Below are 19,099 nucleotides of genomic sequence, written 5' to 3'. Positions count from 1 at the left end.
GAAACAGGCTCCCTGTTATTGCGCGCTCGACGCGGCGGCAGCACTCGCCGGCGCGGCGCCCGATGCGGCGGCACCGGAAGCGGCAGCGGCGCCGGACCCGGCAGCGGCCGGCGCGGCGGGGGCAGCGGCACCCGAGGCGGCATCGGCCGCCGGGGCGAGCTGCGCGGCGACGGTCTTCACGGTCGCGCCGGGGCGCACCTTGTCGACGCCCTGCACGATCACGTGATCGCCCGCCTGCAGACCGCCTTCGACGATCCAGTTCTGGCCTTGCATGCCGGTGGTCTTCAGCGGACGCGGCTCGACCTTGTTGCTGGCGTTCACCACCATCGCGATCGCCTGCCCCTTCTGGTCATGCGTGACGCCGATCTGCGGCACCAGGAACGCGTTCTCGTTCACGCCTTCCTCGATCCGTGCGCGCACGAACATGCCCGGCAGCAGCACGCGGCCCGGGTTCGGGAACACCGCGCGGATCGTCACCGAGCCGGTGGTCTGGTCGACCGTCACGTCCGAGAACTGCAGCTTGCCCGGCTCCGAGTAGGTCTTGCCGTCCTCGAGGATCAGCGACACCTTGGCCGCGCCCGGGCCGCTCGTCTTCAGGCGGCCGCTCTGCACGTCCTGGCGCAGCTTCAGCCCTTCGAGGCTCGACTGCGTGAGGTCGACGTACACCGGATCGAGCTGCTGCACGGTCGACATCAGCGTCGCCTGGCTCGCCTGCACGTATGCGCCCGGCGTCACTTGCGAGATGCCGACGCGGCCGCTGATCGGCGACACGACATCCGTATAGCCGAGGTTGATCTGCGCGGTATCGACCGCCGCCTTGCCGGCCGCGACGTCCGCCGCGGCCTGGCCTTGGGTGGCGACCGCGTTGTCGTAGTCCTGCTTGCTGACCGCGTTCGCGGCCACCAGCACCTTGTAGCGCGCGACCAGCGCGTTCTGCGTGACGAGGTTCGCCTGCGCCTTCGCGAGCGTCGCCTTCGCGCTGTTCAGCGCCGCGATGTACGGCGCCGGATCGATCTTGTAGAGGCGCTGACCGGCCTTGACGTCGGTGCCTTCGGTGAATTCACGGCGCAGCACGATGCCGTCGACCCGCGCGCGGACTTGCGCGACGAGGAATGCACTGGTGCGGCCCGGCAGGTCGGTGAAGACCGGTACGGCTTGCGGCTGGACGGTGACGACGCCAACTTCCGGCGTTTGCGGCGGCGGTGCCGATTCTTTTTTCCCGCACGCGGCCAGGAAAACGGCGGCCGTCGCGACAGTGATTAAGCGGTATGGAACCCGTTCGACGCGCATGGAGCGACCTCTGTGTATAACCAATGGAATAAGTGCCGCGCCCGACCCGAGCGCAACACGGATGCGCCTCGCGGCGCTGATCGAACACCTGAATTACTGGACTGCCAGATACAGCACGTCGGCACGAGACCTCCGTGCCGACGGGGATGCCGCGAACTGCGGACTGGTACTAGGGCGGGAATCAGCAGAGTGGGATATTAACTGATTGCCACTTGGGTCATTCGATCGTAGGGTGGTATTGTATATACATTCACGAATGTATGTAAAAAGCCCGTTTGTATTCCGCCCGCGGTCCAGTCTTACAGATTGTTACCCGCAGCAAGCATAGCCTGTCTGCATGACGGCGACGAGGGGTTGCGGACCCCATATTCACTCAAGATCGATCCAATCAGGCCTGCACATGGTCAGACGTACCAAGGAGGAGGCGCTCGAGACGCGCAATCGCATTCTCGACGCCGCCGAACACGTGTTCTTCGAGAAAGGCGTGTCGCACACGTCGCTCGCGGACATCGCCCAGCACGCCGGCGTGACGCGCGGCGCGATCTACTGGCATTTCGCGAACAAGAGCGAACTGTTCGATGCGATGTTCGACCGCGTGTTCCTGCCGATCGACGAACTGAAACGGATGCCGCTCGACGCGCCGGGCGGCAATCCGCTCGAGAAGGTGCGCCAGATCCTGATCTGGTGCCTGCTCGGCGTGCAGCGCGACCCGCAGCTGCGCCGCGTGTTCAGCATCCTGTTCATGAAGTGCGAATACGTCGCGGACATGGAGCCGCTGCTGCAGCGCAACCGTGCGGGGATGAGCGAGGCGCTGCACATGATCGACGCCGATCTCGCGGTGGCCGTGGGGCTCAAGCTGCTGCCCGAGCGGCTCGACACGTGGCGCGCGACGCTGATGCTGCACACGCTCGTCAGCGGGTTCGTGCGCGACATGCTGATGCTGCCCGACGAGATCGACGCCGAGCAGCATGCGGAAAAACTCGTTGACGGCTGCTTCGACATGCTGCGCTACAGCCCGGCGATGCTGAAGGATCGCGACTGACCACCCGGCGCATGGCGCGCCCCGCCGCCGTCACCGTGCCGCGTCAGGCCGCCTTCGCGCGCTGCGCGCGGGCCCGCCGGTTCGATGCGGCCACCGAATCGCGCGCCGGCATCGGCGCGCCGGCCAGTCCCGCGATCCACGTGTCGGTCGACATCACCGCCGCGAAATTCGACTGGAACACCACGCCATACGCGCGGTGAATCTCTTCGGCGCTTACCGCTCCCGCTTCGTTCTCGTAAGGCAGCGCGCCCGTCGCGTCGTTCAGGTATTCGACCTTCAGCCCCGCATGCGCCGCGTGATAGACCGTCGACGCATTGCAATTGTGCGTCATGTAGCCGGCCACCGCGAGCGTGTCGATTCCATGCGCGTCGAGCCACGCGGCGAGATTGGTGCCGGCGAACGAGCTCGCCTGCGCCTTCTCGATCAGGTGCGCGTACGGCCGGCTGGCCACCACCGCGTGCAGCGCAACGCCATCGCTACCGGGCGCGAAGATCGGCGCGCCGGCCGGCGCGACATGCTGAACCACGATCACCGGCACGCCGGCCGCGTGCGCGGCGTCGATCGCGCGGCCGATGTTCGCGAGCGACACGTCGAGCGGCGGATATTCGATCGGCAGGTTGCCCGTCACGTATTCGTTCTGCACGTCGATCACGATCAGTGCACGGCGGGCAACAGGACGGGAAGTGGAATGCGGAACGGCGGTCGACATGGCGGGCTCCTGGTCGGGAGGCGCTGCCCCGCCCCGGAGCGGGGCGGCCAGCAGTGCGATGGGATGCATTGTCGAGCCGGGCGGCTTGTGCCGATAGTGGCCCGATAGCCATTCTTCGATAGAATCGGGCCATCGCCTTGCCGGAGCCCGTCATGCTCGCCACCGCCCCGTTCACGCCATCCACCCCATCCGCCCCGTCCGTTCCGACCGTCGTCGCCGTGATCGCGTACGACGGCATCAGCCCGTTCCACTTGTCGGTGCCGTCGGTCGTGTTCGGCAAGGAACGCGACGCGGCCGCGTCGCCCGCGTTCGAGTTCCGCGTCTGCTCGGCCGAGCGCGGCCCGCTCGCGACGACGGGTGGCTTCACGATCACCGCACCGTACGGGCTCGATGCGCTCGACGATGCAGACATCGTCATCGTGCCTTCCTGGCGGGACCCGGACGAAGTGCCGCCCGACGCGCTGCTCGATGCGGTCCGCGCGGTCGCCGCGCGCGGCGCGGAGCTCGTCGGCCTGTGCCTCGGCGCCTACGTGCTCGCCGCGGCCGGCCTGCTCGACGGCCGCCCGGCCACCACGCACTGGGCGTGGGCCGACGATTTCGCCCGGCGCTTTCCGCGCGTGAAACTCGATCCCGACGTGCTGTACGTGAACGACGGCAACCTGATGACGTCGGCCGGCACGGCGGCAGGCCTCGACTGCTGCCTGCACGTCGTGCGGCGGCGCTTCGGCTCGGACGCCGCGAACCGGATCGCGCGCCGCCTCGTGATCCCGCCGCACCGTCAGGGCGGACAGGCCCAGTACGTACCGCAGCCGGTTGCCGCGCATCCGCGCGATGCGCGGCTCGCGGGGTTGCTCGACTGGGTGCGCGCCCATCTCGACGCCGCGCACAGCGTCGATTCGCTCGCCGAACGCGTGCTCATGAGCCGGCGCACGTTCACGCGCCACTTCCGCCAGGCGACGGGCACGACCGTCACCGCATGGCTGCAGGCCGAGCGGCTCGCGCGCGCGCAGCATCTGCTCGAAACCACCGGACAATCGATCGACGCGATCGCGCAGGCGGCCGGCTACGGCTCAAGCGTGTCGCTGCGCCAGCATTTCGCGGGCGCGCTCGGCACGTCGCCGTCTGCGTATCGAAGGGAATTTCGCGGCGCCGGAGTGGGTGCCGACGCGGCGCAATGACGCCTGCCGTGCGGGCCGCGAACAGGCCGGGAAGCGGAACCGGGCGGCCGATCGCCGATCAGCCGCCGTTGATCCAGCGCGCCGCGTAAAGCAGCAGCGCGACGAACACGATCATCGCCGCCCAGGCCCACACGGGCACCGTGCCGGAATCGCGATGCGGGAGCGCGCTCGCGGCACGTCCGCTCAGCGCGCCGCCGAGATGATGCGGCAGCGAACGCTTCGTCGCGGCCACCAGCGACGCCGGCCGCAGAAATACATGCTGGCGGCGCGGCGCGGCGGCGCTCGCGCGATTCGGCGCGAGACCGTGTTTCGCCTGCACGACCGCGCAGAACTCGCGGAAGAACGTGTCGGTCCATTCGCGCAGCGCATTGTCGATCTGCCGCCCCGGCAGTTCGGCGAGCGGCCCGCTCGCCGTCGCCCAGACCACGTACTCGATTCGCGTGGCGCTCGCGTCGTCGTCCGGCATCAGCACGAGTTCGACCTGGCCGCGCAGCGCGCCGAGGCCGTCGGCCCGCGCCTTGAAGTTGAGCACGCGGCGCGGCTGACCTTCGGCGTCGCCCTGCTCGGCGGCCGCATGCGCGCGCACGTCGTAGCGGGCGCGCAGCGGGCCGAGCGGCACCGTGATGGTCAACGCGAACTCGCCGTGCGCGAGTTTCACGAACGATTCGCAATGGTCGAAACTCGCCCGCAGCAGCGCGAGATCCTCCAGCGCATCCCGCACGACAGTTGGCGCGAGCGGTACGCGTAACGTGTCGTTCAGTTCCATGACGCCTCCCCGATGAACGCGCGCCGCATCAGGACGTCTCGACGAGACTGTCGACCCGTGCGACATCGAACGCGACGTAGTGCGCAAGCACGGCCGCCGCCTCCTTCGGTTCTTCGTAACTCCATGCGGCGTTTTCGATCACGCCGTCTTCCGTCTGCAAGTCGAAATGCACGGCCTGCCCCCTGAACGGGCAGGCCGTCGTGACGCCCGATTTCACGAGCCGGCGCATGTTGACGTCGCCGCGCGGCAGGTAATGGATGTCCGGGAGTCCCGCCTCGCGCACGGTCAGCGCACCGTGCGAATCGGCATAGGTGATGCCGCGATGGATCACGCGCACGCGATGACGGTTCGGCACGATTTCGAGTCGAGGGTCGGCTGCATCGGACATCGTTTCTCCTTCGGGCGGCCGCCTGGCCGGGGCAGGAAACGAAAAAGCCACGGCACGCATGCCGTGGCTTTCATTATGGGCGAAACTTCGTCCGATTGCGCGACCGGGGGCCCGGCCGCACGCGGCGGGCTACTGCGCACTCCACTGGAACGCGGCTTTCGCGCCGCCCTTCGCGCCGACCGTGACGGCGCGCGATTCGTCGCTGCCCTGGTACGACGCATGCACCGTATAGCGCCCCGGCGGCACCTTCACGAGCATGTACGGCCCGCGCGCATCGGTTTTCAGCACTTCGGCGCCCTTGCCGTCGACGATCCGGACATGCACGTCGGCCAGGAACTCGCCGCCCTTGCCGGTGAAGCGCAGCGCCAGCGGCCACTGCGACTCGCTGCGCTGGAACGCCGTCGATTCGTCCTGCCCGACGCCGCCGGACACGAAGGTGACGTCGCCTTGCTGGCGCGCGGCCGGCAAGCCGTCCGACTGCGCGTACGCGCCGGTCGCACCGGCTGCGAGGCCGGCGGTCAGCGCCGCGGCGACGGCAAATCGGGACACGTTGCGTAGATATTGCATGGCTCTCTCCTTGGGGTCGGAACACATACGGGGCGCGGCGTCGCCAATCGAACGGCGGCGGCGCCCGCCGCGGCCGGTCAGGCCGGCCGTCGGCCGTGGCCGGTCAGCTCAGGTCGACCGGCACGAAGATCTGTGCATTATCGCGCTGGATCAGCAGAGCAAGACTGTTGCCCGCGCCCTTCACCGCGTCGCGCAACTGCTCGGGGCTCGTGACCGGGCGGCCGTTGACCGCGAGAATCACGTCGCCCGGCTGGATGCCCGCGTTGGCGGCCGGCCCGCCGGCCTGCTGCACGATCAGCCCGTGCGACAGGTTGTCGGCGGTGCGCTCCTGAGGCGACAGCGGCCGCACCGCGACACCCAGGCGCCCCTGCTCCACCGGCCCGCCGTCGTTCGACGCGAGCTTCGCATCGGCCATCGCGCCGAGCGTCACGCTGATCGACTTCTTCGACTTGTCGCGCCAGATCTGCAGGTCGGCCTTCGAACCCGGCTTCAGGTTCGCGATCTGCGCGGGCAGCGACGTCGAATCGGCGACCGGCGAACCGTTGACCGACAGGATCACGTCGCCCGGCTGCAGCCCGGCCTTCGCGGCCGGGCCGTTGGGGTCGACCGAGCTGACGAGCGCGCCGTCCGGCTTCTGCAGCCCGAACGAGCTCGCGAGCGTCTGGTTCAGCCCCTGCACGGCCACGCCGAGACGGCCGCGGCTCACGTGGCCCGTCTTCACGAGCTCGTCCTTCACCTTGATCGCCTCGTTGATCGGGATCGCGAACGACAGGCCCTGGAAGCCGCCCGTCTGCGAGTAGATCATCGAGTTGATGCCGATCACCTCGCCCTGCAGGTTGAACAGCGGGCCGCCCGAGTTGCCGGGGTTCACCGGCACGTCGGTCTGGATGAACGGCGTGTAGTTCTCGTCCGGCAGCGCGCGCGACTTCGCGCTGATGATGCCCGACGTGACCGTGTTGTCGAAGCCGTACGGCGAGCCGATCGCGACGACCCACTGGCCGACCTTGCTCTGCGCCGGGTCGCCGATCTTCACGGTCGGCAGGCCGCTCGCGTCGATCTTCAGCACGGCGACGTCGGACTGCTTGTCGGAGCCGACGACCTTCGCCTTGTATTCGCGCTTGTCGGTCAGCTTGACCGTGACGACGTTCGCGCCGTCGATCACGTGCGCATTGGTGAGGATGTACCCGTCGGCGCTGACGATGAAGCCCGACCCGAGGCTCGCGCTCGGCTGGTCGTCCGGCTGCGCGTCGCCGCCCATGCCCGGCACCTGGCCGTAGAAGTGCTTGAAGAACTGGTAGAACGGGTCGCTCGGATCGATCGGCAGTTGCGGCTGCGGCGCGCGCCGCGACACCTGCTTCACGACGTGCTTCGCGCTGATGTTCACGACCGCCGGGCCGTACGTCTCGACGAGCCCGGAGAAATCGGGAATGCCGGTCTTGGCCGCGGCTTCGGCCGGCATCATCGCGGCCTGCGCGGGCGTGATGATCTGCGGATCGGCGCGGCGGGTACCGGCGAAATAGCCTGCCGACAGGGCGGCCGCCACGGCGACCGCGACGGTGCCGCGCGCAAGGAATCGGGTGTTCATCGTAGGACCTCCTCGTTGTTAGGACGCAGCGTAACGACCCTGACTTAAAGGAGGCTTAATCAGCCTTAAGCGGGGCTTAAGCGGCTGCCGGCATCCGGCCGGCACACCGCCCCTTCAAGCAGATTCGGAAGGCTGCGGGGCCGGGGCCGGCATCTCGGCATCGCGGAACACGACGCTGACGAGCAGGCCGCCCGCGGCTGCATCGCCGAGCGACACCGTCGCGCCCTGCTGCGCCGCCACGCGCTTGACGATCGCGAGTCCGAGCCCGCTGCCCGACACGTCGGTGCGTGCCCGCGCCGAGCTGTCGCGATAGAAGCGGTCGAACACGCGCTCGCGCTCGTCGGCCGGAATGCCCGGCCCGCTGTCGGCGATCTGCACGCACGCGCGGCCGGCCGCGTCGCGCGTCAGCGACACGTCGATGCGGCCGCCGTCCGGCGTGTACTTCACCGCGTTGTCGAGCAGGTTGCCGAACATCACGCGCAGCGCGCCGACGTCCGCGACGACGCTCGCCGCGCGCGTTTCCTCGAAGCCGAGATCGATGTCGTGCCGCTGCGCGAGCGGCGCATGCGCGGCCACGCATTCGGCGAGCAGCGCCTGCAGGTCGACCGGTTCGCGCATCGTCGCGCCGTCCGGCTCGGCGCGCGCGAGCGCGAGCAGTTGCTCGGTGAGACGCGTCGCGCGCGACACGCCGTCCTGGAGATCCGCGATCGCCTCGCGGCGCGATGCGTCGTCCTTCGCGCGGGCGACGAGCTGCGCCTGGATCTGCACGGCCGCGAGCGGCGTGCGCAACTCGTGCGCGGCATCGGCGACGAACGCCTTCTGCGTGTCGAGCGCCGCCGCCAGCCGCGCGAGCAGCCCGTTCAGCGCCCGCACGAGCGGCTGCACCTCGAGCGGCAGGCGCGCGTCGGGCAGCGAATCGAGCGCTTCCGGCCGGCGCGCCTCGACCGCGCGCGTCACGCGGCCGAGCGGCGCGAGCCCGCGCCCGACGATTCCCCACACGGCCGCGCCGAGGAACGGCAGCAGCACGATCAGCGGCCACAGCGTGCGCAGCGCGACGTTCGCCGCCAGCCGGTTGCGCACCGACAGCGGCTGCGCGAGCTGCACGACGTTGTCGCCGACGATCGCCCCGTACACGCGCCATTCACCGCGATCGGTGCGCTCGGTCGAGAAGCCGAGCTCCGCGCGCGGCGCGATCGGCGCGCGCGGATGCGAGAAGTACATCAGCACGCCGTTGCGGTTCCAGATCTGGATCACGATGCCTTCGTCGCCGTTGGTGCGCGAGCCGAACACCTGCGAGAACGGTTCGGACGGCAGCGCCGCGGCGATTTCCTGCAACTGGTAGTCGAACAGCTCGTTCGCTTCCGCGAGCGCCTGCCGGTAGATGAGCCAGCCCGCCATGCCCACGCCCGCGACAACGATCGCGAGCAGCCAGATCAGCAATTGATGACGAATCGACCGCACGCGTCAGCTTTCCTTGACGACCATGTAGCCGAGCCCGCGCACGTTGCGGATCAGGTCCGAGCCGAGCTTCTTGCGCAGCGCGTGGATGTAGACCTCGACCGTGTTGCTGCCGATCTCCTCGCCCCAGCCGTACATCTTCTCCTCGAGCTGGCTCTTCGACAGCACCGCGCCCGGCCGCGCGAGCAGCGCCTCGAGCAGCGCGAACTCGCGTGCGGACAGCGCGACGGGCGCGCCGTCGAGCGTCACCTGGTGCGACGCGGGATCAAGCGTCAGCGCGCCGTGGCGGATCAGCGACTCGCTGCGCCCGGCCTGGCGGCGGATCAGCGCGCGCATCCGCGCGCCCAGCTCGTCGAGATCGAACGGCTTGACGAGGTAGTCGTCGGCGCCCGCGTCGAGCCCCTTCACGCGATCGGCGACCGCGTCGCGCGCGGTGACGATCAGCACCGGCAGCGCGAGCCCGCGCCCGCGCAGCGTGCGCAGCACGTCGATGCCGTCGCGCTTCGGCAGACCGAGATCGAGCAGCAGCAGATCATACGTCTCGCCGCCGAGCGCGGTGAGCGCGGCGTCGCCGTCCTGCACCCAGTCGACCGCAAAGCCATCCGAGCGCAGCGCCTTGCGCACGCCCTCGGCAATCATTCGATCATCTTCGACAAGCAGAATCCGCATCGGGCCACGCATCCATGGGGCGAGTCAAACACGGCGACCATTGTAGCGCCGCGAATCGCGTGCGCGGCGTGCAATGCAACAGTAAGGCGGATTGCAAGGGGCCTGCCCCGACTTGTCTCTACAATGTGCGCTTCGGCGCCCCCGCGCGTCCTGCCCGAGCCCCTGCTTTTCCCGTATTCGCCCATGCCGATTTCCGATCTTTCCGCCCGGTTCGCCCCTCGCGCCCGCGCCTGCCTGCGGGCGGCCGCCGTCATCGCCACCTGCACGGCCCTCGCGTTCGCGCCGCCCGCGCAGGCCCGCAAGAAATCCCACAAGGAAGCGCGCAAGACCGCCGTCGTGTCGCCCGCCGCGCGCGCGGCCGGGCTGCCGGCCTCCGTGCTCGTCGCGCTGCAGCGCGCGAAGGTGCCGGCATCGGCGATGAGCGTCGTGGTCGAGCGCGTCGGCGATCCGCAACCGCTGATCGCATGGAATGCGAGCCGGCCGATGCTGCCGGCCTCGACGATGAAACTCGTGACGACCTTCTCGGGCCTGTCGATCCTCGGCCCCGACTACCGCTGGCGCACCACCGCGTACACGGACGGCACGATCGACCCCGACGGCACGCTGCAGGGCAACCTGTACATCAAGGGCACCGGCGATCCGAAGCTCGTGCCCGAGGAGCTGATCGACCTCGTCGACAAGCTGCGCAAGGCCGGCGTCAAGCGCGTGGCCGGCGGCCTCGTGCTCGACAAGAGCTATTTCGCGGCGTCGACGCGCGACCTGCCGTCGTTCGACGACGACGCCAGCGCGCCGTACAACGTCGGCCCCGATCCGCTGCTCTACGCGTTCAAGGCCGTGTCGTTCACGGTCACGCCGGGCGAGGACGGCAAGGTCGCCGTCGACGTGCTGCCGCCGCTCGCGGATCTGTCGATCGACAACCAGCTCGTCGAAGGCTCGGGCTCCTGCAGCGCGGCCGCCGCGGCAGCGCGCCCGACGCTCACGGCCGGCGGCGGGATCATGACCGCGTCGTTCGCCGGCGACTACCCGCTGCGCTGCGGCGCGCACACGACCAACCTCGCGATCCTCGATCACACGACCTTCTTCGCGCGCGGCTTCCTCGCGCTGTGGCAGCAGGACGGCGGCACGATCGCGGGGCCCGTGAGCGAAGGCAAGGTGCCGACCACCGCGCGGCCGCTCGCCGTGCATCACAGCCCGGTGCTCGGCAGCATCGTCTACGACATCAACAAGTTCAGCAACAACGTGATGGCGCGCAACCTGTTCCTGACGATCGGCGCGGTCAGCGGCAAGCCGCCCGCGACACCCGAGCAGTCGAGCCGCGCGATCCAGGCGTTCCTGCAGAAGAACGGCATCGCAATGCCCGACCTCGTGATCGAGAACGGCTCGGGGCTGTCGCGCGAAGAGCACGTGAGCGCGCTGTCGCTCGCCGCGCTGCTGCAGGCCGCGAACGCGAGCCCCGTCGCGCAGGCGTTCGTCGATTCGCTGCCGATCGCCGGCATCGACGGCACGATGAAGAACCGCCTCACCAACGCGGGCGTGCTCGGCAACGCGCACATCAAGACCGGCACGCTGCGCGACGTGCGCGCGATCGCCGGCTACGTCGCCGGCGCCGACGGCCAGAGCTACATCGTCGTCAGCTTCATCAACAACGATCACGCGGAAGGCGCGCGCGCCGCGCACGACACGCTGCTCGAGTGGGTCTACGCGGGCGCGCACTGACGGTCCGCGCACCGCGCATCGGGCCGTCCCGGCAAGGCGGCCCGTGCGGCTCCCCGCCCGCGCCGCCCGCGAAATCCCGCGCCGCGCGGTTTGAAACGCCCCCATCACTTTCGCGCGCCGCGCCGCGCGCGCACCCTTCCCGCAAAACAGGGCCGCACCGCCCGGCCCCGTGCAGTACGGATTCCGTAGAAACCCTGTCCTCAGAGGGAACCCTCTACGCTGCCCCCTCGCCTAGCGCGTAGCGATTGCGTAGGCTGTTGGCCTGACGATATCTACAACGGGCCACACGCCCGGCCTGATGGCTTGCAGGGGAACGAAGGAGACACACGCCCATGCGATTCGACGTCGAATTGCTTCTGCTCGCGCTGGCGCCCGTCTTCCTGCTCTGCATCGCGTGGGAGGCCTGGCACCTCGCCCGCACCCGTGCGCAGGACCGCATCTATGCGTGGCGCGACACGCTGTGCAACGCGGCGCTCGCGCTGATGCACCAGGGCGCCGACAAGCTCGCGTGGCTGTTCGTGATTCCCGTCTATGCGTACTGCTACCGGCACTATCGCGTCTACACGTGGCACGACGGCTGGCTGTCGTTCGCGGTGCTGTTCGTCGCGCAGGACTTCCTCTACTACGTATTCCATCGCGCGAGCCATCGCGTGCGCTGGCTGTGGGCCGCGCACGTCGTGCACCACTCGTCCGAGCGGATGAATTTCTCGACCGCCTTCCGCCAGAGCCTGATGTACCCGGTCGCCGGCATGTGGCTGTTCTGGCTGCCGCTCGCGTTCGCCGGCTTTCCGCCGCAACAGGTCGTCGGCATCGTGCTGATCAACCTCGCGTTCCAGTTCTTCGTGCACACGCAGGCGATCGGCAAGCTCGGCTGGGTCGAATACGTGCTCAACACGCCGTCGATCCACCGTGCGCACCATGCGCGCAACGCACGCTACATCGATCGTAATTACGCAGGCGTCCTGGTGATCTGGGATCGTCTGTTCGGCAGCTATGTCGAGGAAACGCCCGACGATCCGCCGCAGTACGGCATCGTCGAGCGGCTCGGCTCGAACAACCCGTTTGTCGCGACGTTCCACGAGTGGGTGTCGATGGCGTCCGACGCGTTGCGCGTCGACGGATGGCGCAACAAGCTGCGCGCGATTTTCGGCCCGCCCGAATGGGCGAGCGCTTATCATGCGCAGATTGCCGAGGCCGCGAACCAGGATCCGCGCACCGAGCCGCTGGCGGCTGCGCGCGATCGATAAACCGTTTCAGCCAACGGCCGCCGCGCAGCCCGGAACCGAGCAGGCACGCGGCAGATGAGAAACACATCAGGCCATATCTACGAGGAGATCGAACGATGCAGACACAACAACACGCACCTTCCCGCAGCCGGCTGCGCATGCTGCGCACCGCGCAGGTCGCGATCGCCGGCGCCGCGCTCGCGCTGCTCGCTGCATGCGGCGGCGGTGACGACAACAACGGCAGTAGCGCGTCGAACACGCCGCCGTCGGGCGTGAAGATGCAGGTCGTGTCGTTCGGCGACAGCCTGTCCGACGTCGGCACCTACTCGCAGATCAAGCTCGGCTTCGGCGGCGGCCGCTTCACGACCAACCCGGGCCAGGTCTGGACGCAGGACGTCGCGCAGTACTACGGCGACACGCTGCAGCCCGCGAACCAGGGCGGCTTCGGCATTCCGCTGCAGGCCACCGGCGGCCTCGGCTACGCGCAGGGCGGCTCGCGCGTGACGCTGCAGCCGGGCATCGGCCATGCGGACGCCAGCGTGCCGAACCCCGACTACGCACAGGCGACCACCACGCCGATCGCGGACCAGGTCAAGCAGTACCTGACGCAGCACGGCAGCTTCAACGCCGGCCAGATCGTGCTGATCAACGGCGGCGCGAACGACATCTTCTACCAGGCCCAGGTCGCGCAGGCGCAAGGCAACACGCCGGCCGCGCAACTCGCGGCCGCACAGGCGATCGGCCTGGCCGCGCAGCAGCTCGGCGGGATCGTCCAGCAGATCGTCGCGGCAGGCGCGACGCACGTGTTCGTCTCGAACGTGCCGGACATCGGCGGCACGCCGCTCGCGCTGCAGGGCGGCACGCAGGCCGCGTTCACGCAACTGTCGGGGCTGTTCAACAAGACGCTGGTCGGCACGCTCGCCGCGCTGAAGGTCGACCCGACGAAGTATGTGGTGGTCGATGCGTTCACGTGGCAGGACGGCATCGCGGCCAACTACCAGGCGAACGGCTTCAGCGTGTCGAATACCGACACCGCCTGCAACCTGAAGGCGATGGTCCAGGCCGCCACGCAGTACGGCGTCGCGAACGCGACCGCGTTCGGCTCGTCGCTGTTCTGCTCGCCGCAGACCTACACGGTCGCGAACGCGGACCAGACCTACATGTTCGCCGACACGGTCCACCCGACGACGCACCTGCATGCGCTGTTCGCGCAGTACGTCCAGCAGCAGATCGCGAAGTCCGGCGTCGGCAAGTAAGCCGCCGGCGACGCGCCCAAACGAAAACGCCCGACCGGTTCGCCGGTCGGGCGTTTTTCGTTGGTGCGGATGGATGTGAACGGATGCGGATCGATGCGTCAGTCGCGCGCTTCGAATGCGGCCGCCGCGCGGCCGAGGCGATCGTTGACCGCGATCCATTCGACGGTCTCGGGCAGCTTCTCGACGAGGATGCGCGCGACCTGCGCGCGGTCGAGCGCCCGCAGCATCCCGTACAGGTCGCGCGCATAGGCCTGCGGATCTTCCGGCGCCGCGATGAAATGCACGCCGTCGGCCTGCGCCCAGTGCCCAGCCCGCGACGCGCGGGCGACGAGCGCGACGCGTTCGCCGTCGGTTTGCGCGGCCACGAGCAATGGCTCGAGCGCGTCGAACGGCAACAGCGCGAGCGGCGTACGCGGCGCGTAATGCGCTTTCAGCGTGCCAGATGCGCGCGGTGCGGTCGCATCGCTGCCGTCCGGCAGCTTCGGCGCGCGGCCGAGCACGTCGGCGATCTGCCGCGGCGTCACGTGGCCCGGGCGCAGCAGCGCCGGGAAACCGCGCGACAGGTCGAGAATCGTCGATTCGATGCCGACTTCGGATGCGCCACCGTCGAGCACGTGCACGGTATCGCCGAATTCGTCGCGCACGTGTTGCGCGGTCGTCGGGCTCACGTGGCCGAACCGGTTCGCGGACGGCGCGGCCACGCCGCCGTGGCCGCCGCGCCGCGCGCTGAACGCGGCCAGCAGCGCCTGCGCGACCGGATGCGACGGACAGCGCAGCCCGACCGAATCCTGCCCGCCGCTCACGGCATCCGGAATGCGCGCGTGGCGCTTCAGGATCAGCGTGAGCGGCCCCGGCCAGAATGCCTCGATCAGCGCGTGCGCGTCGGCCGGCAAGTCGTCGGCCCAGTAACCCGGATCGCCGCCGGGCGGCAGATGCACGATCACCGGATGATTCGCGGGCCGCCCCTTCGCCGCGTAAATGCGCGCGACGGCCTCGGGGTTCGCTGCATCGCCGCCGAGCCCGTAGACGGTTTCGGTCGGAAACGCGACGAGCTGGCCCGCGTCGAGCAGCGCGGCGGCCGCGTCGATTTGCGCGGGCGTCACGTGCGTCGGGAGGTCGATGGACATCGGCCCGCGCCTCAGTCGAGCGGCACGCGCAGCAGCTGCGCGCATGCGGTGGCCGCCGCGACGGCTTCGTCGCGCGTCTCGGCCGTGAAGTTCACGTGGCCCATCTTGCGGCCGACGCGCGCTTCTTCCTTGCCGTACAGGTGCAGGTGGGCGGCCGGCATCGCGGCGACCGTGTCCCACGGCGGCGTGACGGCGTCAGCCGCCGCACCGTTCGGGAACCACACGTCGCCGAGGATGTTCAGCATCGCGGCCGGCGAATGCTGGCGCGGATTGCCGAGCGGCATGCGCGTCATCGCGCGCACCTGCTGCTCGAACTGGCTCGTTGCGCACGCATCGACCGTGTAGTGGCCGGAGTTGTGCGGGCGCGGCGCCATTTCGTTCGCGACGAACGAGCCGTCCTCCAGCACGAAGAACTCGACGCACAGCACGCCGACGTAGCCGAGCGTATCGGCGATCCGGATCGCCGCCTGCTGCGCTTCCTCGACGCGGGCCGCATCGGCGGCCGGCGCCGGCACGACCGTCAGCGCGAGGATGCCGTTGTGGTGCACGTTCTGCGCGAGCGGGAACGCGGCCGAGCGGCCGTCCGCGCCGCGCGCGATCAGCGCCGACACTTCGTATTTCAGCGGCAGGCGCTTCTCCAGCACGCACGGCACGCCGCCGAGCGCGGCATGCGCGTCGCGCGCTTCCTGCGGGGTGGCGACGCGCACCTGGCCCTTGCCGTCGTAACCGAGGCGGGCCGTCTTCAGGATGCCCGGCAGCACCGCGGTAAGCGCCGCATCGTCGAGCGCGGCGAGCGCCGCCGCCGATTCGATCACGACGTGCGGCGCGACCGGCACGCCCGACGCCTCGATGAAACGCTTCTCCGCGATGCGATCCTGCGCGACCGCGACGCAGCGGCCGGCCGGCGCGACGAACGTCGTGCGCGCGAGGAAATCGAGGCTCGCGGCCGGCACGTTCTCGAACTCCGTCGATACGGCCTCGCACAGGTCGGCCAGTTCGGCGAGCGCGGCTTCGTCGTCGTACGCCGCGCGCAGGTGCCGATCGGCAACCGCGCCGGCGGGGCTCGTCGGATCGGGATCGAGCACGGCGACGCGATAGCCCATCGACTGGGCGGCAAAGCAGAACATGCGGCCGAGCTGGCCACCGCCGACCATGCCCAGCCACGCGCCGGGCAGGATCGGGGAAACGGAATCAGGAGTTGCGGTCATGTCAGTGGTCGGTCGCGGCGGAACGCGGAACGGCCCGCCGCAGTGGGAAAATCCGGCGCCGGCCGCGTCGTGCGGCCGCGCGCCATGCCGTCATTCCAGCGGCGGCAGCACCATCGCGTGCGCGGCTTCGTTCTGGCGCACGCGGAACGCGGCGAGCCGGTTCGCATAGTCGACCGAGTTGCCGGACAAGATCGACACCGCGAACAACGCGGCATTCGCGGCGCCGGCCTCGCCGATCGCGAACGTCGCGACCGGCACGCCCTTCGGCATCTGCACGATCGAGTGCAGCGAATCGACACCCTTCAGGTACTTGCTCGCGACCGGCACGCCGAGCACGGGCACCGTGGTCTTCGCAGCCAGCATGCCGGGCAGGTGCGCGGCGCCGCCGGCGCCCGCGATGATCGCGCGCAGCCCGCGCTCGCGCGCCTTCTCCGCATAGTCGAACATCTCGTCGGGCATCCGGTGCGCGGACACGACCTTCGCTTCGTACGGCACGCCGAATTCCTGCAGGATGGCGACCGCGTGCTTCATCACGTCCCAGTCGGAACTCGAACCCATCAGCACGCCGATGAGCGGCGCGCTGTGCGTGTGGGCAGTCTGGATTTCGCTCATGTCGTCGGTACCTCGATCAGGCGAGCGACTGGCCGGTGATGCGCTCGAGCGCTTCCTGGTACTTCGCGGCCGTCTTCTCGACGACGTCGGCCGGCAGCGCCGGCGCCGGCGCGGTCTTGCCCCACGGCTGCGTCTCGAGCCAGTCGCGCACGAACTGCTTGTCGAACGACGGCGGGTTGGTGCCCACTTCGTACTGGTCGGCCGGCCAGAAGCGCGACGAATCGGCGGTCAGCACTTCGTCCATCAGGTACAGCTTGCCGTGGTTGTCGAGGCCGAATTCGAACTTCGTGTCGGCGATGATGATGCCGCGCGTCGCCGCGTAGTCGGCCGCTTCCTTGTACAGCTTGATCGAGATGTCGCGGATCGTCGCGGCCAGCTCGGTGCCGATGCGGCGCTCGGTTTCCTCGAACGTGATGTTCTCGTCGTGCTCGCCCATCTCGGCCTTCGCGGCCGGCGTGAAGATCGGCTCGGGCAGCTTCTGCGCGTTCTGCAGGCCTGCCGGCAGCTGCACGCCGCACACGGCGCCCGACGCCTGGTATTCCTTCCAGCCGCTGCCGGCCAGGTAGCCGCGCACGACCGCTTCGATCATGATCGGCTCGAGGCGCTTGACGACCACGCCGCGGCCCTTCACCTGCTCGACCTCGTCGGCCGCGACGACCGCTTCCGGCGCGTCGCCCGTCAGGTGGTTCGGCACGATGTGCGCGAGCTTGTCGAACCAGAAGTTCGCCATCTGGTTCAGCACGCGGCCCTTGTTCGGAATCGGCTCGCCCATCACCACGTCGAAGGCCGACAGGCGATCGGTCGTGACGATCAGGAGCTTGTCGTTGCCGACCGCGTAGTTATCGCGAACCTTGCCGCGACCGAGGAGCGGCAGCGAGCGGAGCGTGGATTCGTAAAGGGTAGACATCGTCTTTTCGCAGATAAGGAGCCAAACAAAAAGGGAAACGCCGTTCCCCGCGGCAGGCGGGAACGGCGGTCTTGCAATACGTCGGCAAACCGGCGGGCGCAACGCCCGGGCGGCTGCCGGCCGGCCCTTGTTCGGCCGGACGAAACGGCTGCCGGGGCCGGATCGAATCCGGCCAACCGGGCGGCCAGCCCGTGCCCGGCGGCAGAACCGGGCGGGGCAAATCGTACTACAGTCTCAGCGGACGACCTGTGCGAGCGCGCCCGACTTGTACTGCTCGGCGATCTTGTCGAGCGACACCGGCTTGATCTTGCCGGCCTGGCCTTCGCAGCCGAACGCGAGGTAACGGTCGACGCACACCTTCTTCGCGGCTTCGCGCGCGGGCTTCAGGTAGTCGCGCGGATCGAACTTGCCCGGGTTCTCGAACAGGTAGCGGCGGATCGCGCCGGTGATCGCCAGACGCAGGTCGGTGTCGATGTTGATCTTGCGCACGCCGTGCTTGATGCCTTCCTGGATTTCCTCGACCGGCACGCCGTAGGTTTCCTTCATGTCGCCGCCGAATTCGCGGATCTCGGCCAGCAGCTCCTGCGGCACCGACGACGAACCGTGCATCACCAGGTGCGTGTTCGGGATGCGCGCGTGGATTTCCTTGATGCGCTGGATCGACAGGATGTCGCCCGTCGGCTTCTTCGAAAACTTGTACGCGCCGTGCGACGTACCGATCGCGATCGCGAGCGCGTCGCACTGCGTGAGCTTCACGAAGTCGGCGGCCTGCTCCGGATCGGTCAGCAGCTGCTCGCGGGTCATCGTGCCTTCCGCGCCGTGGCCGTCTTCCTTGTCGCCCTTCATCGTCTCGAGCGAGCCGAGCACGCCGAGTTCGGCTTCGACCGTCACGCCGATCGAGTGCGCCATCTCGACGACCTTGCGCGATACGTCGACGTTGTACTCGTAGGATGCGACCGTCTTGCCGTCGGCTTCGAGCGAACCGTCCATCATCACGCTCGTGAAGCCGCTGCGGATCGCGGCCGTACAGACGGCCGGCGACTGGCCGTGATCCTGGTGCATCACGACCGGGATGTGCGGATACGATTCGACCGCCGCTTCGATCAGGTGGCGCAGGAACGGCTCGCCCGCATACTTACGCGCGCCGGCCGATGCCTGCATGATCACGGGCGCGCCGACCTGATCCGCCGCCGCCATGATCGCCTGGACCTGCTCCAGGTTGTTCACGTTGAAGGCCGGCAGGCCGTAACCGTGCTCTGCCGCGTGGTCCAGCAATTGACGCATTGATACGAGAGGCATTGTGGAACTCCTTGGAATGAAAACCGGTGCGCCCTGACGCCGGCGCGGCGCTCGCTTCCCTCTGAACCGGGACGGCGCGGCGCGGCTGAGCGTCGA

18 protein-coding genes are annotated in these 19,099 nt (G+C 69.1%); 5 read left to right on the top strand and 13 right to left on the bottom strand.

Annotated features, from left to right (window positions below; translation table 11 throughout):
• Positions 1-15: 15 nt before the first annotated feature.
• Positions 16-1,290, bottom strand: a complete 1,275-nt coding sequence (locus tag BLS50_RS11520) for an efflux RND transporter periplasmic adaptor subunit (protein WP_011546093.1) — start codon at positions 1,288-1,290, stop codon at positions 16-18.
• Positions 1,291-1,690: 400 nt separating this feature from the next.
• Between BLS50_RS11520 and BLS50_RS11515 the strand changes: the two genes are divergently transcribed.
• Positions 1,691-2,332 carry a TetR family transcriptional regulator gene (locus BLS50_RS11515; RefSeq protein WP_006486802.1) on the top strand — a complete coding sequence of 214 codons (642 nt, stop codon included), beginning with the start codon at positions 1,691-1,693 and terminating at the stop codon, positions 2,330-2,332.
• A 43-nt stretch (positions 2,333-2,375) separates the two neighbouring features.
• On the opposite strand, the gene BLS50_RS11510 is transcribed toward BLS50_RS11515, so the two are convergent.
• On the bottom strand, positions 2,376-3,041 hold the full coding sequence (locus tag BLS50_RS11510) for a cysteine hydrolase family protein (protein WP_074802246.1): 666 nt from the start codon (positions 3,039-3,041) through the stop codon (positions 2,376-2,378).
• A 152-nt stretch (positions 3,042-3,193) separates the two neighbouring features.
• Here BLS50_RS11510 and BLS50_RS11505 point away from each other — a divergent pair, with 152 nt between their 5' ends.
• Positions 3,194-4,219: a helix-turn-helix domain-containing protein gene (locus tag BLS50_RS11505; RefSeq protein ID WP_074802245.1), complete on the top strand. Its 1,026-nt coding sequence runs from the start codon at positions 3,194-3,196 to the stop codon at positions 4,217-4,219.
• A 58-nt stretch (positions 4,220-4,277) separates the two neighbouring features.
• Here the strand turns inward: BLS50_RS11505 and BLS50_RS11500 are convergent, their stop codons facing one another.
• From BLS50_RS11500 to BLS50_RS11475, 6 genes are all read right to left on the bottom strand, one after another.
• Positions 4,278-4,985 carry a CoxG family protein gene (locus BLS50_RS11500; RefSeq protein ID WP_074802244.1) on the bottom strand — a complete coding sequence of 236 codons (708 nt, stop codon included), beginning with the start codon at positions 4,983-4,985 and terminating at the stop codon, positions 4,278-4,280.
• A gap of 28 nt (positions 4,986-5,013) precedes the next feature.
• Positions 5,014-5,373 (bottom strand): DUF427 domain-containing protein, encoded by a 360-nt coding sequence (locus BLS50_RS11495; protein ID WP_006477955.1) that lies wholly within the window; start codon positions 5,371-5,373, stop codon positions 5,014-5,016.
• Positions 5,374-5,502: 129 nt separating this feature from the next.
• Positions 5,503-5,940, bottom strand: coding sequence for a carboxypeptidase-like regulatory domain-containing protein (locus BLS50_RS11490; protein ID WP_011546098.1), 438 nt, complete (start codon positions 5,938-5,940; stop codon positions 5,503-5,505).
• A gap of 103 nt (positions 5,941-6,043) precedes the next feature.
• Positions 6,044-7,525, bottom strand: a complete 1,482-nt coding sequence (locus BLS50_RS11485; RefSeq protein ID WP_006477953.1) for a DegQ family serine endoprotease — start codon at positions 7,523-7,525, stop codon at positions 6,044-6,046.
• A gap of 114 nt (positions 7,526-7,639) precedes the next feature.
• On the bottom strand, positions 7,640-8,986 hold the full coding sequence (locus tag BLS50_RS11480) for an ATP-binding protein (RefSeq protein WP_011546100.1): 1,347 nt from the start codon (positions 8,984-8,986) through the stop codon (positions 7,640-7,642).
• 3 nt (positions 8,987-8,989) lie between these two features.
• Positions 8,990-9,652, bottom strand: a complete 663-nt coding sequence (locus tag BLS50_RS11475; RefSeq protein ID WP_006481728.1) for a response regulator — start codon at positions 9,650-9,652, stop codon at positions 8,990-8,992.
• Between the two features lie 183 nt (positions 9,653-9,835).
• Between BLS50_RS11475 and dacB the strand changes: the two genes are divergently transcribed.
• From dacB to BLS50_RS11460, 3 genes are all read left to right on the top strand, one after another.
• A complete protein-coding gene (gene dacB / locus BLS50_RS11470) occupies positions 9,836-11,368 on the top strand; it encodes a D-alanyl-D-alanine carboxypeptidase/D-alanyl-D-alanine endopeptidase (RefSeq protein ID WP_074802243.1) in 1,533 nt (510 codons plus the stop codon).
• Positions 11,369-11,700: 332 nt separating this feature from the next.
• The gene (locus tag BLS50_RS11465) at positions 11,701-12,615 is read left to right on the top strand and encodes a sterol desaturase family protein (RefSeq protein WP_074802242.1); all 915 of its coding nucleotides are present in this window, start codon (positions 11,701-11,703) and stop codon (positions 12,613-12,615) included.
• 95 nt (positions 12,616-12,710) lie between these two features.
• On the top strand, positions 12,711-13,850 hold the full coding sequence (locus tag BLS50_RS11460) for an SGNH/GDSL hydrolase family protein (protein ID WP_011546103.1): 1,140 nt from the start codon (positions 12,711-12,713) through the stop codon (positions 13,848-13,850).
• Positions 13,851-13,948: 98 nt separating this feature from the next.
• Here the strand turns inward: BLS50_RS11460 and BLS50_RS11455 are convergent, their stop codons facing one another.
• The 5 genes from BLS50_RS11455 to fba all read right to left on the bottom strand — a co-directional run bounded on the left by BLS50_RS11455 (position 13,949) and on the right by fba (position 19,003).
• Complete coding sequence (locus BLS50_RS11455) at positions 13,949-14,977, bottom strand: L-threonylcarbamoyladenylate synthase (RefSeq protein ID WP_074802241.1); 1,029 nt, start codon at positions 14,975-14,977, stop codon at positions 13,949-13,951.
• 11 nt (positions 14,978-14,988) lie between these two features.
• Positions 14,989-16,185, bottom strand: coding sequence for a 5-(carboxyamino)imidazole ribonucleotide synthase (locus BLS50_RS11450; RefSeq protein ID WP_074802240.1), 1,197 nt, complete (start codon positions 16,183-16,185; stop codon positions 14,989-14,991).
• A 90-nt stretch (positions 16,186-16,275) separates the two neighbouring features.
• Positions 16,276-16,797: a 5-(carboxyamino)imidazole ribonucleotide mutase gene (purE, locus tag BLS50_RS11445; RefSeq protein ID WP_006477946.1), complete on the bottom strand. Its 522-nt coding sequence runs from the start codon at positions 16,795-16,797 to the stop codon at positions 16,276-16,278.
• Between the two features lie 16 nt (positions 16,798-16,813).
• A complete protein-coding gene (locus BLS50_RS11440; protein WP_069233092.1) occupies positions 16,814-17,704 on the bottom strand; it encodes a phosphoribosylaminoimidazolesuccinocarboxamide synthase in 891 nt (296 codons plus the stop codon).
• A 234-nt stretch (positions 17,705-17,938) separates the two neighbouring features.
• Positions 17,939-19,003: a class II fructose-bisphosphate aldolase gene (fba, locus tag BLS50_RS11435; RefSeq protein ID WP_006481730.1), complete on the bottom strand. Its 1,065-nt coding sequence runs from the start codon at positions 19,001-19,003 to the stop codon at positions 17,939-17,941.
• Positions 19,004-19,099 lie beyond the last annotated feature (96 nt).

It is taken from the genome of Burkholderia orbicola, from assembly GCF_900100915.1.
GTDB lineage: Bacteria > Pseudomonadota > Gammaproteobacteria > Burkholderiales > Burkholderiaceae > Burkholderia > Burkholderia orbicola.
Note: the sequence above shows the minus strand (reverse complement) of the source record. Positions and strands in the feature narration are given on the sequence as shown.

What these genes read in the sequence shown, in the direction of transcription:
- BLS50_RS11520 (WP_011546093.1), bottom strand. Translation starts at nt 1,290, where the DNA reads ATGCGCGTCGAACGGGTTCCATACCGCTTAATCACTGTCGCGACGGCC.
- BLS50_RS11515 (WP_006486802.1), top strand. Translation starts at nt 1,691, where the DNA reads ATGGTCAGACGTACCAAGGAGGAGGCGCTCGAGACGCGCAATCGCATT.
- BLS50_RS11510 (WP_074802246.1), bottom strand. Translation starts at nt 3,041, where the DNA reads ATGTCGACCGCCGTTCCGCATTCCACTTCCCGTCCTGTTGCCCGCCGT.
- BLS50_RS11505 (WP_074802245.1), top strand. Translation starts at nt 3,194, where the DNA reads ATGCTCGCCACCGCCCCGTTCACGCCATCCACCCCATCCGCCCCGTCC.
- BLS50_RS11500 (WP_074802244.1), bottom strand. Translation starts at nt 4,985, where the DNA reads ATGGAACTGAACGACACGTTACGCGTACCGCTCGCGCCAACTGTCGTG.
- BLS50_RS11495 (WP_006477955.1), bottom strand. Translation starts at nt 5,373, where the DNA reads ATGTCCGATGCAGCCGACCCTCGACTCGAAATCGTGCCGAACCGTCAT.
- BLS50_RS11490 (WP_011546098.1), bottom strand. Translation starts at nt 5,940, where the DNA reads ATGCAATATCTACGCAACGTGTCCCGATTTGCCGTCGCCGCGGCGCTG.
- BLS50_RS11485 (WP_006477953.1), bottom strand. Translation starts at nt 7,525, where the DNA reads ATGAACACCCGATTCCTTGCGCGCGGCACCGTCGCGGTCGCCGTGGCG.
- BLS50_RS11475 (WP_006481728.1), bottom strand. Translation starts at nt 9,652, where the DNA reads ATGCGGATTCTGCTTGTCGAAGATGATCGAATGATTGCCGAGGGCGTG.
- dacB (WP_074802243.1), top strand. Translation starts at nt 9,836, where the DNA reads ATGCCGATTTCCGATCTTTCCGCCCGGTTCGCCCCTCGCGCCCGCGCC.
- BLS50_RS11465 (WP_074802242.1), top strand. Translation starts at nt 11,701, where the DNA reads ATGCGATTCGACGTCGAATTGCTTCTGCTCGCGCTGGCGCCCGTCTTC.
- BLS50_RS11460 (WP_011546103.1), top strand. Translation starts at nt 12,711, where the DNA reads ATGCAGACACAACAACACGCACCTTCCCGCAGCCGGCTGCGCATGCTG.
- BLS50_RS11455 (WP_074802241.1), bottom strand. Translation starts at nt 14,977, where the DNA reads ATGTCCATCGACCTCCCGACGCACGTGACGCCCGCGCAAATCGACGCG.
- BLS50_RS11450 (WP_074802240.1), bottom strand. Translation starts at nt 16,185, where the DNA reads ATGACCGCAACTCCTGATTCCGTTTCCCCGATCCTGCCCGGCGCGTGG.
- purE (WP_006477946.1), bottom strand. Translation starts at nt 16,797, where the DNA reads ATGAGCGAAATCCAGACTGCCCACACGCACAGCGCGCCGCTCATCGGC.
- BLS50_RS11440 (WP_069233092.1), bottom strand. Translation starts at nt 17,704, where the DNA reads ATGTCTACCCTTTACGAATCCACGCTCCGCTCGCTGCCGCTCCTCGGT.
- fba (WP_006481730.1), bottom strand. Translation starts at nt 19,003, where the DNA reads ATGCCTCTCGTATCAATGCGTCAATTGCTGGACCACGCGGCAGAGCAC.